Origin of the sequence: Agrococcus sp. TF02-05 (genome assembly GCF_017565345.1) — a bacterium.
Lineage (GTDB): Bacteria > Actinomycetota > Actinomycetes > Actinomycetales > Microbacteriaceae > Agrococcus > Agrococcus pavilionensis.
The window spans coordinates 70334-83506 of sequence record NZ_JAGEKO010000001.1 but is presented as its reverse complement, the minus strand read 5'-3'; the positions used below and the strand labels follow the sequence as shown (position 1 = coordinate 83506).

General features: G+C 72.1%; 14 protein-coding genes. 8 read left to right on the top strand and 6 right to left on the bottom strand.

Annotated features, from left to right (window positions below; translation table 11 throughout):
- Position 1: 1 nt before the first annotated feature.
- From JQT67_RS00415 to JQT67_RS00405, 3 genes are all read left to right on the top strand, one after another.
- The gene (locus tag JQT67_RS00415; RefSeq protein WP_243755484.1) at positions 2-1114 is read left to right on the top strand and encodes a ubiquinol-cytochrome c reductase iron-sulfur subunit; all 1113 of its coding nucleotides are present in this window, start codon (positions 2-4) and stop codon (positions 1112-1114) included.
- Positions 1111-2703, top strand: coding sequence for a ubiquinol-cytochrome c reductase cytochrome b subunit (locus tag JQT67_RS00410; RefSeq protein ID WP_208063051.1), 1593 nt, complete (start codon positions 1111-1113; stop codon positions 2701-2703). The genes JQT67_RS00415 and JQT67_RS00410 overlap by 4 nt, the downstream gene beginning before the upstream one ends.
- A gap of 62 nt (positions 2704-2765) precedes the next feature.
- Positions 2766-3803 (top strand): LLM class flavin-dependent oxidoreductase, encoded by a 1038-nt coding sequence (locus JQT67_RS00405; RefSeq protein ID WP_208063050.1) that lies wholly within the window; start codon positions 2766-2768, stop codon positions 3801-3803.
- Here JQT67_RS00405 and JQT67_RS00400 read toward each other — a convergent pair.
- The gene (locus tag JQT67_RS00400) at positions 3800-4981 is read right to left on the bottom strand and encodes a phosphotransferase family protein (RefSeq protein ID WP_021009364.1); all 1182 of its coding nucleotides are present in this window, start codon (positions 4979-4981) and stop codon (positions 3800-3802) included. The genes JQT67_RS00405 and JQT67_RS00400 overlap by 4 nt on opposite strands.
- A gap of 59 nt (positions 4982-5040) precedes the next feature.
- On the opposite strand from JQT67_RS00400, the gene JQT67_RS00395 reads away from it, so the two are divergent.
- The gene (locus tag JQT67_RS00395) at positions 5041-6093 is read left to right on the top strand and encodes an aromatic acid exporter family protein (protein WP_208063049.1); all 1053 of its coding nucleotides are present in this window, start codon (positions 5041-5043) and stop codon (positions 6091-6093) included.
- Here JQT67_RS00395 and JQT67_RS00390 read toward each other — a convergent pair.
- Positions 6051-6566 carry a hypothetical protein gene (locus JQT67_RS00390; protein WP_021009362.1) on the bottom strand — a complete coding sequence of 172 codons (516 nt, stop codon included), beginning with the start codon at positions 6564-6566 and terminating at the stop codon, positions 6051-6053. The two genes, JQT67_RS00395 and JQT67_RS00390, sit on opposite strands and share 43 nt — an antisense overlap.
- Before the next feature lie 34 nt (positions 6567-6600).
- Here JQT67_RS00390 and JQT67_RS00385 point away from each other — a divergent pair, with 34 nt between their 5' ends.
- Complete coding sequence (locus tag JQT67_RS00385) at positions 6601-7065, top strand: HD domain-containing protein (protein WP_208063048.1); 465 nt, start codon at positions 6601-6603, stop codon at positions 7063-7065.
- 15 nt (positions 7066-7080) lie between these two features.
- On the opposite strand, the gene JQT67_RS00380 is transcribed toward JQT67_RS00385, so the two are convergent.
- The 4 genes from JQT67_RS00380 to JQT67_RS00365 are packed head-to-tail and all read right to left on the bottom strand — an operon-like array spanning position 7081 to position 11129.
- The gene (locus tag JQT67_RS00380; protein ID WP_208063047.1) at positions 7081-8148 is read right to left on the bottom strand and encodes a GNAT family N-acetyltransferase; all 1068 of its coding nucleotides are present in this window, start codon (positions 8146-8148) and stop codon (positions 7081-7083) included.
- Positions 8149-8188: 40 nt separating this feature from the next.
- Positions 8189-9241 (bottom strand): peptidoglycan bridge formation glycyltransferase FemA/FemB family protein, encoded by a 1053-nt coding sequence (locus tag JQT67_RS00375; RefSeq protein ID WP_208063046.1) that lies wholly within the window; start codon positions 9239-9241, stop codon positions 8189-8191.
- Positions 9238-10323: a GNAT family N-acetyltransferase gene (locus JQT67_RS00370; protein ID WP_208063045.1), complete on the bottom strand. Its 1086-nt coding sequence runs from the start codon at positions 10321-10323 to the stop codon at positions 9238-9240. The genes JQT67_RS00375 and JQT67_RS00370 overlap by 4 nt, the downstream gene beginning before the upstream one ends.
- 29 nt (positions 10324-10352) lie before the next feature.
- The gene (locus JQT67_RS00365) at positions 10353-11129 is read right to left on the bottom strand and encodes an EI24 domain-containing protein (protein ID WP_208063044.1); all 777 of its coding nucleotides are present in this window, start codon (positions 11127-11129) and stop codon (positions 10353-10355) included.
- Positions 11130-11176: 47 nt separating this feature from the next.
- On the opposite strand from JQT67_RS00365, the gene JQT67_RS00360 reads away from it, so the two are divergent.
- From JQT67_RS00360 to JQT67_RS00350, 3 genes are read left to right on the top strand one after another with little or no spacing between them, the layout of a single operon-like run.
- Positions 11177-12115: an EamA family transporter gene (locus JQT67_RS00360; protein ID WP_307864126.1), complete on the top strand. Its 939-nt coding sequence runs from the start codon at positions 11177-11179 to the stop codon at positions 12113-12115.
- A 55-nt stretch (positions 12116-12170) separates the two neighbouring features.
- Positions 12171-12428: a Rho termination factor N-terminal domain-containing protein gene (locus tag JQT67_RS00355; RefSeq protein WP_208063043.1), complete on the top strand. Its 258-nt coding sequence runs from the start codon at positions 12171-12173 to the stop codon at positions 12426-12428.
- 27 nt (positions 12429-12455) lie between these two features.
- A complete protein-coding gene (locus JQT67_RS00350) occupies positions 12456-12986 on the top strand; it encodes a DUF6328 family protein (protein ID WP_208063042.1) in 531 nt (176 codons plus the stop codon).
- Positions 12987-13173 lie beyond the last annotated feature (187 nt).

Below are 13173 nucleotides of genomic sequence, written 5' to 3'. Positions count from 1 at the left end.
CATGTCGGCTGAAGACCAGTCGGCTCCTAGCGAGCAGAGCGTCGTCGCCTACGACCGTGGCGCAGCGATCGAGCAGTCGGACGGGTTCAAGAACCCGGGCCTGCCGCCGCACCGGCCGCGCCAGACCGACCTCCACCCCGAGAAGGAGCGCCGCGCCGAGCGGCAGGTCGTCACCTGGTTCCTGATCTCGATGCTCGGCTCGGTGCTCGCGATCGTCGCGTACGTCGCCCTGCCGATCGAGCCGGGCAACATGGCGAGCGTCCGCACGAACAACCTGTTCCTCGGCCTCGCGATCGCGCTCGCGCTGCTCGCCGTCGGCATCGGCGGCATGCACTGGGCGCGCCAGCTCATGAGCAGCCACGAGGTCGTCGAGGAGCGCCACCTGTCGCGCGGCTCCGAGAAGAGCCGGGCCCGCGCCGTCGAGATCTTCCAGCTCGGCGACCAGGAGTCGGGCTTCTCGCGCCGCACGCTCATCCGCAACACGCTCATCGGTGCCGTCGCGCTCATGCCGCTCCCGGCGATCGTGCTGTTCCGCGACCTCGCCCCCGCGCAGGACGCCGTCGAGGCGATCGCGCACACGATGTGGACCGAGGGCGAGCGCCTCGCGCTCGACCCGACCGGCACCCCGATCCGGGCGGACGACGTCACGATCGGCTCGGCGTTCCACGTCATCCCGGAGTCGCTCAAGGACATCAGCCACAACGAGGGCTACCTCGACAAGAAGGCGCTCGCCGCCGTGCTGCTCGTCCGCCTCCCGGTCGACCGCCTCAAGGAGGCGCCCGGTCGCGAGGGCTGGTCGTACGACGGCATCGTCGCCTACTCCAAGATCTGCACGCACGTCGGCTGCCCCGTCGCGCTGTACGAGCAGCAGACCCACCACCTCCTCTGCCCGTGCCACCAGTCGACGTTCGACGTCACCGAGCACGCGAAGGTCGTCTTCGGTCCCGCGAAGCGGCCGCTGCCCCAGCTGCCGATCACCGTCGACGCCGAGGGCTACCTCATCGCCCAGCGCGACTTCACCGAGCCCATCGGCCCGTCGTTCTGGGAGCGCCTGAACCACATCGACCCGGACCACGTGCCGGTGTCGGCCGCTGAGACGGAGACCCGCGCATGACCGCGACCGCCACGCGCCCCAGCCTCACCGCGAAGGCGTCGAACTACCTCGACGAGCGCACCAGCATCTCGACCCTCGTGGCGACCCTCGGCCGGAAGGTCTTCCCCGACCACTGGTCGTTCATGCTCGGCGAGGTCATCCTGTACTCGTTCGTCGCGATCCTGCTCTCCGGCACGTTCCTGACGTTCTTCTTCGAGCCCTCGATGACCGAGGTGCACTACGACGGCTCCTACGTGCCGCTCAAGGGCGTCGCGATGTCGGCGGCCTACGCCTCGGCGCTCGACCTGTCGTTCGACGTGCGCGGCGGCCTGCTCATGCGGCAGCTGCACCACTGGGCGGCGCTGCTGTTCATCGCCGCGATCGGCCTGCACATGCTGCGCGTGTTCTTCACGGGTGCGTTCCGCAAGCCGCGCGAGATCAACTGGGTCGTCGGCTTCATCCTCTTCATCCTCGCGCTCGCCGAGGGCTTCACCGGCTACTCGCTCCCCGACGACCTGCTCTCGGGCAACGGCCTCGCGATCATCAACGGCATGGTCAAGGGCATCCCGATCGTCGGCACCTGGATCTCGTACCTGCTCTTCGGCGGCGTGTTCCCGGGTGACGACATCGTGCCGCGGCTCTTCGTGCTGCACATCATGCTGCTGCCGGCGCTCGTGATCGCCTTCATCGGCATCCACCTCGTGCTGATGGTCATCAACAAGCACACGCAGTTCGCCGGCCCCGGCAAGACGAACGACAACGTCGTGGGCGCGCCGATCATGCCGCTGTTCGCGGCGAAGGCCGGCTCGTTCTTCTTCATCGTGTTCGGCGTGCTCGTCGTGATCGCCTCGACCTTCACGATCCTGCCGCTGTGGGAGTACGGGCCCTACGACCCATCGCCCGTCTCGGCCGGCACGCAGCCCGACTGGTACATCGGCTTCGCCGACGGCGCGCTGCGCCTCATGCCGGGCTGGGAGAGCGAGATCTTCGGCTGGACGCTGTCGTGGAACATCCTGATACCGATCGCGGTGCTGGGCCTGTTCATCGTGATCGTGATGATCTACCCGTTCATCGAGCAGTGGATCACGGGCGACCAGCGCGAGCACCACATCGCCGAGCGTCCCCGCAACAACCCGACGCGCACGGCGATCGGCGCCGCCGGCGTCTGGTTCTACGCGATCATGTGGGCGGCGGCCTCGTCGGACCTCATCGCGACGCACTTCCGCCTCAACGTGTTCCACGTCACCTACGCGCTGCAGGCGATGCTCATCGTCGGCACGGTCATCGTGTACTGGCTCACGAAGCGCATCGCGCTCGGCCTGCAGAAGAAGGATCGCGAGATCCTGCTGCACGGCTACGAAAGCGGCCGCATCGTGCGCCGCCCCGGTGGCGAGTTCATCGAGGTGCACCAGCCCCTCGACGAGTACGAGGCGTGGAAGCTCAAGGCCTACGAGTCGTACGCGCCGGTCATGGTGCGCCCGAACGCGAAGGGCAAGATCACGCCGGCAACGCACCTCCGGGCAGCGCTCACGCGCTGGTTCTTCGAGGACCGCGTGAGCCCCGTGACGCCGCGCGAGCTCGAGGTCGCGAAGCAGCACGACGACCACTAGGTCGACGCGATCACGACGGAGGGCCCGGGATGATTCCCGGGCCCTCCGTCGTTGTCCAGGGCATGCCCCTCGAGTTCGGAGTCCACACGTTCGCCGCCGTCCCGGAGGAGGGCGGTGTGCCGCTCCCCCATTCCCGCGTCCTCCGCGACGTCGTCGCGGAGGGCATCGCCGCCGATCGCGCGGGCCTGTCGTTCTTCGGCGTCGGCGAGCACCACCGCGCCGACTTCGCGGCGAGCGCGCCCGAGATCGTGCTGGGCGCGCTCTCGAGCGTGACCGAGCGCATCCGCCTCGGCACCGCGGTCACGGTGCTCTCCTCCAACGATCCCGTGCGCGTGTTCGAGCAGTTCTCGACCCTCGACGGCATCTCGAGCGGCCGCGCCGAGATGATCGTCGGCCGGGGCTCGTTCGTGGAGTCGTTCCCGCTGTTCGGGTACCGGCTCGAGGACTACGAGGCGCTCTTCGACGAGCGGCTCGAGCTGCTCGCGGAGCTCGTGAAGGAGGAGCCCGTCACGTGGTCAGGCCGGCTGCGCTCCTCCCTCACCGACCAGCGCGTGCACCCGCGCTCGCACGCGGCGGAGCACGGCGGGCGCATGCCCGTCTGGGTCGGGGTCGGCGGCACCCCCGACTCGGTCATCCGCACCGCGCGCCACGGCTTCGACTTGATGCTCGCGATCATCGGCGGCAGCCCCGCGCAGTTCGCGCCGTTCTCGGGGCTGTACCGCCGGGCGATGGAGCAGTTCGGGCACTCGGGCGGTCGCGTCGGCATGCACTCCCCCGGACTCATCGCCGAGACGGACGCGGAGGCCAAGCGCATCCTCATGCCCCAGTGGATGGTCTACCGCAATCGCATCGGGCGCGAGCGCGGCTGGGGCGATGCCACCGAGCGCGAGTTCGACGCGAGCGCGGCCGAGCACGGGGCGATCTTCGTCGGGAGCCCCGAGACGGTCGCGCAGAAGATCGTCTGGGCGGTCGAGACGCTCGGCGTCGAGCGCTTCGACCTCAAGTACGACTCCGGCACCTCGCACGAGGACAACCTCCGCTCGATCGAGCTGCTCGGCACCGAGGTCGTGCCTCGCGTGCGCGCGCTGCTCGGCGGCTAGAGGGAGGCGGGCGCCGCGCCGAGCACGGACGCGGCGCGCTCGAGCAGCCGCTGCGCCGCGGCCGCGCCGCGGTCGTCGCCGCGCCCCGCGTTGGCGAGCGCGTGCCCGAGCAGGTGCGTCGCGGCGATCGCCGTCACGCGCTCGTCGCCGTGCCAGCCCGCCTGCAGCTCGTCGGCGAAGGCGGCGAGCGCGGCCACCGCGGGCGTGCCGGACTCCCGCTCGACCGACGACACGACGACGTGCCCGAAGAGCGCGCCGCGGTCGTCCGCGGGGTCGCCGAGGCCCGCCGTGTCGATGTCGAGGATGCCCGTGATGCGCGACGGGTCGTCCTCGGCCACGAAGATCTGACCGAGGTGCAGGTCGCCGTGGATCGTGACGGGACGGGGGACGCTCGTGGCGGCGTAGCGCTCGGCGACGATCGCGGCGAGCCGGGAGGTCTGGCGCGCGAACACCGGCGCCGTCTCCTCCATGCGCTCGGCGTACCAGTCGACGCGCCGCGCGAGCGACTCGCGCGCGCCGACCGTCACCGGCACCCGCGCGATGTGCTGCGTGAGCTCGTCGAGGCCGCGGGCGAAGCGGGCGCGATCGATGCGCTCGAACACGTCGATCGCCGGCACCCCGGGCAGCTCGCCGAGCAGCACGAGCCCGGCGTCGGAGAAGCCGATCGATCGGGGCACGGGCACGCCCGCGGCGCGGAAGCGCTCGTGCAGGTCGTGGATCGTCGCGGCGAGCGAAGGGTGCACGACCTTCGCGAACCAGCGCTCGGTCGCGGTCGCGACCTGCAGCACCGCGCGCTTGCCGGGCCGGTAGGCCTCCATCCGCAGCGTCGCGCCCTCGGCCGCGATGCCGAACTTCGCGAGCACGACGCCCGCGGCCTCGGGATACGAGACGGCGGGCAGCGAGGGCAGCGAGGGATCCTGCGGGTAGACCCACGCGGTGAGCCGGCGGCCCGCGGCGTCGAGCAGCTCGACGGTGTGCTCGTCGACGGGCGCGCTCGGCGAGGTGTTGACGTAGATCGTCAGCCGCTCGATCGCATCCTCGCGCGTGCGGACGCCGCACGCGTAGCCGACGACGAAGCCCTCGCTGACCGGCTCGACGTCCTTCTGCTGGAAGTCGACGAGCTCCCTGCCGCTCTCGGCGACGAGCCTCGAGAGCACTCCGGCGGGGTTGTCGAGCATGAGCCCCATCCAACACCCCGACGGCCTGGCGTGCGCCGAGAGATGCGTATCGTGGAGCCATGCGGTGGCTCGAGCGGTTCACGACCGGCGAGCAGGACTCGTGGCTGCAGGTGCTCAAGGTCGCCGTCGCGATCATCATCGCCTGGGCTGCCAGCCGGCTGCTGCTCGACATGGAGCTGCCGATCTTCGCCGCGATCGCCGCGCTGCTCGTCGTCGCGCCGAGCGTCAACCAGTCGCTCGGCAAGGGCATCGGGCGCTCGGTCGGCGTCATCGGCGGCGTGCTGCTCGCGTGGCTCGCGACGCTCGTGCTCCCGACCACGGGCCTCGTCGTGCTCTCGGTCACGCTCATCGGGGTCGTGCTCGCGCGCCTCCTGCGGCTCGCGCCGATGGCCGCGAACCAGCTGCCGATCAGCGCCATGGTGCTGCTCGCGCTCGGCGCCGGCACCGGGCCGCTCTTCGGCTTCGAGCGCGTCGTCGAGACGATCATCGGCGCCGTCGTCGCGCTCGTCATCAACCTCGTCGTCGTCGCGCCCGTGCACCACGAGCCGGCGGAGCGCTCCATGCGGGAGCTCGCCCACAGCGTCGCGGACGCCTTCGAGCGGATCGCCGGCGCCCTCACCGCGGCTGACGCCGATCGCGGCGAGGCGCTGCTCGCCGAGGCGCGCGAGCTGCGCGCCGGCATCAAGCGCACGCGCGCGGCCATGGACGCGCTCGAGGAGTCGACGCGCCTGAACCCCCGGGCGAGGCGGCTCAGCGACCGCATCGAGCGCGACGAGCGGCTGCTGCTGACCCTCACGGTGCTCGTCAACCGCGCGATCGGGATGTCGCGCACGATCGTCGACCGCTTCGACGCATCCCTCGTCGACGACGCGAGCGTGCGCCGCATCGCGGGCGAGTCGCGCCGCATCGCCCGCGAGGTGCGCGTGCTCGTCGACCGGCAGGCGCTCGAGGACGGGCGCACGACGACCCTGCCCGCGATCGAGGGGCCGGGCTTCACCGCACCCATCGCCGTGCCCCGGCCGCACCCGCGCCACTGGGTGCTGATCGGCGCGCTGCTCGAGGACGTGCGTCAGGCGCGGGAGTCGCTCGAGGCGGGCGCCGAGGGCGCGTAGGGCGTCAGCCACTGGAGGCGCCAGAACTCCTCGGCGGTGAGCTCGAACGAGTGCGTGTCGATTGCGACCGCGCGGCGCACCGCGTCAGGGTCGAGGTGGGCGCGCGCGAGGATCGAGACCGCGCTCTGCCCGAGCAGCGACGACTTGCCGTAGTGGATCGCGACGATGTCGGGCGTCGCGGGCGTGTCGGAGACGACGTAGGCGCTCGAGAGCAGCCGGGAGCGGCCGAGCATGCGCCACGAGAAGTGCCGGCCGGCCCAGAGCGCCTCGGCGATCACCTCGCGGTCGCCCTTGTCGGGCCGGTGGTACTCGTAGACCTCGCGCAGCTGCAGCGGCGAGCTCTGCACGAGCTCGAACGTCACCCGCGGGTTCTTGCGCTGCGCGTGCGTCCAGTACGGGAAGGTCGTCGCGCGGATCGCCCACGTGCCTCGCAGCAGGCGAGCGAGCTCTGCGGGGTCGGCGACGCGTGACATGCGATCAGGATAGCCGCCGGATACCCTCGGAGGCATGGTGGACGGTGACCTGCTGCACGCGATCTCGGTCGCCGCGCGCGCCTACGACGGTCGCACCGACCGTCAGGGCGAGCCCTACGTCGCCCACGCGATGCGCGTGATGCTCGACGTCGAGGGCGACGAGGCGCGCACGGTCGCGATCCTCCACGACGTGCTCGAGTGGGGGTCGATCACCGTGCAGGAGCTCGTCGGGGAGCGGTTCCCGCCCCACATCATGCGCGCGATCGACGCGATGACGCGGCGCGACGACGAGCCGATGCGCGAGTGGATGGCGCGCATCCAGGACGACGAGCTCGCGCTCGAGGTCAAGCGCGCCGACCTCCGCGACAACGCGCAGCAGTGGCGGCTCGACGCGATGCCCGACGCCGCGACGCGCGAGAAGATGCTGCGGAAGTACCGCCGCTCGGCCGAGCTGCTCGGCACGACCCTCGACGAGATCTGCGGTCGCGCGGTCAGCTGAGCCGAGCCGCTCGCGCTACCAGATGCCCCACGGGCGGCGCCGCACCCGGCGCTCGATCGGCAGCAGCAGGCGCAGGAAGAGGCGGTAGCGGCGCGCGTCGAGCACGAGGTCGTGCGTCGGCAGGTGGTCGACGATCGGTCCGAAGACGCGCTTGAAGACGCCCGGTCCGTGCAGGCGGTGCGAGGTGTCGTCCGCCTGCCACGACGGCGGGGTCGCGTAGGCGTCGTAGACCTCCGCGCCCTGCTCCTTGAACCACTGCATCGCTCTCCAGCGGATGAGGTGCGCGCCGCCGCGGATCGCGCGGTCGGGCACCGAGCCGCCGTCCTTCGCGAGGGCGTAGCGACCGAAGCGGATCATGAAGGCGGATGCCTGGGGCCCGTCGTGCGCGCCGTCGTACCCGAACCAGAAGTGGCCGCTCCCCTGCGCGACGGCGGCGCCCCACAGGGTGCAGTAGTACTCGAAGGGCTTCATGCCCTCGACGCCCTTGCCGCCCGAGACGGTCTGCATGAGCGCGTACATCGTGCGGTACGTCTCCTCGCCCGGCTCGACCTTCTCGACCCGGTAGCCGTTGCGCTCGGCGTAGCGGATGTGGTTGCGGAGGCTCTTCTTGAAGCCGGCGAAGATCTCGTCGACCGGCCGCGTGAGGTCGACGAGCACCGTGTAGGTGTTCTGCTGCACGGGGTTCGCCGCGCGGTAGCCGGCGGCCGCGAGCGCTCGGCGGCGCTCGGGGGTGTCGACCTCGAACGGCTCGACCTTGACGGCGTAGACGCCCTTCGCCGCGCCGTCGCGTGCTGCGCGGATGGCGTCGGCGATCGCGCCGAAGTGCTCGAAGGAGGCGCCGGGCCCCGTCGCGAAGTACCAGAACCTGCCGGCGAGCGAGCGGTGCTCGAGCGCGAGCGCGTAGACCGTCTCGGGCCCCTCGAGCACGAGGTGCCGCGGGTGCAGCCGCTCGGTGCGCTTGAGCGTCGCGTAGGCGCTCGACTGGGTCCACTGCCCGCCGTCCGGGTTCGTGAGGACGAGCGCGTCCCAGTCCGCGATCTCCGCCGCGGTCGCGTCGCGCAGCGCGAAGCCCGAGCCCTGCATCACTCCTCCATCACCAGACGTGCCGCCACTAGACGTGCCGTCACCAGACACCCGTGTACCGCTTCTTCACGCGCCACTCGACGGGGCGCACGGCCTTCCGCCACAGCCGCTGCGCGCCGGGCCGCAGCACGAGGTCGTGGCTCGGCGCGAAGTCGACGACCTCGCCGAACTGCTGCTTGAAGCGGCTGAGCCCGGCCATCCAGTGGTCCGGGTCGTCCTTCGCCCACGTCGGCGGTGCGCCCATCATGTCGAGCCCGGCGAAGCCCCGCTCGCGGTAGTGCCGCGCGCGCATCCAGCGGCCGTAGTGCGCGCCGCCCTCGATGCGGCGATCGGGCCGCGAGCCCTCGTCCTTGTCGATCGCGATGCGGCCGAACGGGATCGTGAAGGTCACCGTCTGCGGCCCGTCGCCGCCGTCGCGGCCGAGCCACCAGTCCGCTTGCCCGCGCTTCGTGAACGCGCGCCAGATGGTCTTGTAGTAGTCCTCGCCGCGCATGCCCTCGAGGCCCTGCCCGCCGCGGATCGTCTGCATCCGCTGCCACGCGAGGTCGAAGAGCGCCTCGTCGCCCTCGACGCGCTCGACCGTGAAGCCGTCGCGCTCCGCGCGGCGGATGAGCTTGCGCGCCGTCTTCGAGAACGAGGCGAGGATCTCCTCCTCGGTGCGCTCGAGGTCGATGATCACGGTGTGCGTGTGGAGCTGGACGTCCTCCGCTTGCGCGAGCCCGGCATCCGCGAGCATCGAGAGCGTCGTCGCGTCGCGCGGGAGCCTCGGCTCGAGCTTGACCGAGATGAGGCGCGGGTGCTCGCGCTCGACGAAGGCGCGCACGGCGCGCACGACGGCCGCCATGTCGGGGTGGAACGGCGCGCACGGGAAGTACCAGAAGCGGCCGATCCACGCGTCGCGCTCGAGCGCGAGCGCGTAGACCGGCTGCTCGGCGTCGAAGACGAGGTGGTGGGTCTCGAAGCCGTCCCAGCGCTTGAGCTCGGCGAACGCGAGCGTCTGGGTGAACTGGCCGCCGTCGGGGTTCGACAGCACGAGCTCGTCCCAGTCGCGCAGCTCGGCCTCGGTCGCCCGTCGCAGTCGCATGTCGGTCATCGCAGCGTGTCCGGGCCCTTCTTGATGCGCCACTCGACGCGCCGCACGACGTCCTCCCACAACCGGTGGCGCACGGGATGCAGCACGAGGTCGAACGACGGCAGGAAGCTCGTGATCGGCCCGAAGCGCAGCTTGAACTGCGCGAGGCCGTGGAATGGATGCGTCGGGTCGTCGGCGCGCTCGGGCGGCGGCGTGCCGGCGAGGTCGAAGGCGAGCTTGCCATCGGCGATCGCGTCCTGCATCGCCGTCCACAGCAGCAGCGCCGAGCCGCCGTTGATCTTGCGGTCGGGGCGCGAGCCGCCGTCCTTGTAGACGGCCGTGCGACCCGCGGTCGTGACGAAGATGCCGGCTTGCGGCTCGCCGGAGTCGTCGTCGTAGCCGAAGTAGAAGCGGCCGGTGCCGGCCTTGGCGAACTCGCTCCAGAAGCGGTCGTAGTAGGCGCGCTCGCGCATGCCCGCCATGCCCTTGCCGCCCGCGACCGTCAGCATCATCGCGTGCATGCGGTCGAAGGTCTCCTGCGTCGGCTCCGGCCGCTCGACGCGGTAGCCCTTCTTGAGCGCGCCGCGCACCTGCCGGCGGATCATCTGCGAGAACGACGCGAAGAGCGCCTCCTCGCCCTGCGAGAGGTCGAGCACGACGGTGTGGGTCATGACCTGCATGTCGCGGCTCTGCTCGAGGCCGAGCGCGACGAGCTCGTTGATGCGCTCGGCGCTCCGCTCGAGGTGCGGCTCGATCTTGACGACGAGCAGCCCCGGCTCGGCCTTCGCGAACGCGCGGAGCGCCTCGACGACGGGCGCCATGTCGGTCGCCGTCGGCCCCATCGGCAGGTACCAGTAGCGGCCGAGCGACACCTTGCCCTCGAGCGCGAGGGCGTGGATGCGCTCGGTGGTCTCCCCGGTCGCGGTGGCGGCGGGCAGCGGGGCGTCGATCACGAGGTGCACGGGCTCGAGCCCGTCGAAGCGCTTCGTCGCGGCGAACGCGCTCGACTGCACCATGTGCCCGCCGTCGGGGTTCGCCTCGATGAGCGCATCCCAGTCGGCGATCTCGCCAGGGGTCGCGCGGCGGACGGTTGCAGCGGGCATGGAACCTCTCGGTCGGGGGATCCCCCAGCCTACGACGAGGGCGACGGAGCGGTCGTCGGCTCGCCGCGGAGGTCGCGCACGAGCAGGGTCGCGCCGACGACCGCGACGGGGGTCGCGACGACCGCGACGACCGGCACGAGCAGCAGCACGTAGGCGACCATCCCGAAGCCCGTCGAGCGCCACCGGTGCGCCGCGAGCAGCGCGCGACGCTCGTCGAGGCTCAGTCCGCGCGCGTCGCCCGCGTAGCCCGTGAGCTCGCGCGCGAGCGCCCGGCCGCCGAGCACCGCGCCGACGACGAGGCCGAGCACCGTGCCGACGAGCGGCACGAGCCCGACGACGAAGACGACGGCCGCCGTGCCGATCGCCATGGCGATGAGCTTGACCGCGTCGCGCACGCCCTTCGCCGCCGACCGCCAGAAGCCGAGCTCCGGCGCCTCGCCCGCACGGCCGAGCCGCTCGTCGACCGTGCGCGAGATGCGCTCGTAGAAGGGATCGCCGACTGCGAGCGTGACCGCGGCGAATGTCAGCACGCACAGCACCACGACGCCGACCATGAGCCCGAGCGCGAGCGCGACGCGCAGCGCGCCCGCCCAGCCCGGGTCCCACCCGTCGGCGAACGGCGTGAGCCATGTCGCCCATCCGCCCACCTGGAAGCTCACGACGACCACGACGGCGAGCATGAGCGCGCCGACGATGAGCGCGGGCACGGCGCCGAGCAGCATGAGCCGCGGATCGCGCGCCCAGGTGCCGAAGCCGCGCAGCATGAGGCCGGCGCCGGCGAGCAGCTCGGAGATGCGGTTGCCCATGCCGCCATGCTCGCACGCGGCGGCGCCGCTCGTGCTTAGAATCGAGGGTGCCCGAGCCAGCCGCCCCGCCGCGCGCGATCGCGGTGCCGGGCGCCTCGCACGCGGTCGCGGTGCTGCTCGCGGCGGTGCTGTGGGGCACGACCGGCACGGTCGCGCACTTCGCGCCCGCCGGCTCGTCGTCGCTCGCGATCGGGCTCGCGACCTTCGGCATCGGCGGCGTCGTGCTCGCGCTCGTCTCGGCGCGCCGCGTGCTCGGCGTGCTGCGGCAGCGCGCGCACCTCGGCTGGGTGCTCGCGGGCGCCGCGGGCGTCGTGCTCTACCCGACCGCCTACTACCCGTCGATGGCGCTCGCGGGCGTCGCGGTGGGCAACGTCGTGGCGCTCGGCTCCGGACCGATCTTCGCGGCGCTGCTCGAGTGGGCCATCGACCGCCGCCGGCCCGACCGCCGCTGGAGCCTCGCGACCGCGCTCGCGCTCGTCGGCATCGTGCTGCTCGCGATCGGCGGGCACGGCGGCGTCGAGGCGGCGGATGCGCAGGCCGCGCTCTCGGGGGTCGGTCTCGCGCTCGCCGCCGGCTTCGGCTACGCGCTCTACGCCTTCGCGGGGGCGCGCATCATCGGTCGCGGTGAGCCGGCGAGCGGCGCGATGGGCGCGCTCTTCCTCGTCGGCGGCGCCGCGTGCCTCGGCTGGCTCGCGATCGTCGGGCTCGGCCCGCTCGCCGCGCCCGCGGGGCTCGCGACGATCGCCTACCTCGCCCTGGTGCCGATGGCGCTCGCCTACCTGCTCTTCGGCTACGCGCTGCGAGCGCTCACCTCCTCGAGCGCGACGACGCTCGCCCTCGCCGAGCCCGTCGTCGCGACGCTGCTCGCGGTGCTCGTCGTGGGCGAGCGGCCGAGCGCCGTGGGCTGGACGGGGCTCGCGATCGTCGCGGCGGGCATCGCGCTGCTCGCGCTCCCCTCCCGAGGCGCTTCCAGCCGACCGGCGTAGCATCGCCGCCCACCGGGCGCCCGGATCCGTCGGGCGCGGAGGCGAGGAGGATCGGATGCCGAACCCGAGCATCAAGGACGAGGAGCTCTACCGGAAGCTCAAGGCCGAGGGGAACTCGTCCGAGAAGGCGGCCAGGATCGCCAACGCGGCGGCGCGCGACGGGCGCGAGAAGCTCGGCGAGCGCGGCGGCGACGCGGAGCGCTACGAGGACCGCACCGTCGACGAGCTGCGCGACCGCGCGAAGGAGCTCGGCATCGAGGGCACGTCGAAGCTCAAGAAGGCCGAGCTCATCGACAGGCTCCGCAACCACTGACGCATAGCCGGTGGCAGGATGCCGACCATGGAGGACGGTGGCGCTGACGCCCCCGCGAGAGACGGCCGGCGCGGGCGCGATGAGACGCGCGAGGAGCGCGCCGACCGCAACTTCGCCGACATCCTGCAGGAGCTGCGCGTCGTCATGACCGGCACGCAGCTCATCTCCGGCTTCCTGCTCGCCGTCGCGTTCCAGTCGGGCTTCCGCGACCTCGACGCCGACGAGGTGCAGCACTACCTCGTGCTCGTCGCCCTCGCCGGGCTCGCGACGCTGCTCGGGCTCACCCCCGTGCTCGTGCACCGCCTCCACTTCCGGCGGCGGATGAAGGAGCAGATCGTGCGCTTCGGCAACGCGCTGCTCATCATCACCGTCGTCGTGGTGTCGCTGCTCGTCGTGGCCGTGACGAGCTTCATCTTCGAGGTGGTCGTCTCGCCGGCGGCGGGCCTGTGGGCCTCGATGCTCAGCGGCGTCGTCGTCGTGGCGCTCTGGATCCTCGCGTGGGCGGTGCGGCGCGAGTCGGCGCGCAGCGGCGCCGACGGATCGGCGGCCGACGGGTGATCGGGCCCGCCGCGAGTGGCGTACCGCGGGAGGTCGAGCGACGACCCTGCGCGGCGAAGAGCAGCCGAGTACCTCGACCCGCCGTCGGGCGAGGGCATGACGACGGCGGCCGCGGGCGAGTCGGTCGTGTGGACGATGTTCCACTACGGGATCGCCACCGACGCGGCCTCGGTGCTCACGCCGCGCA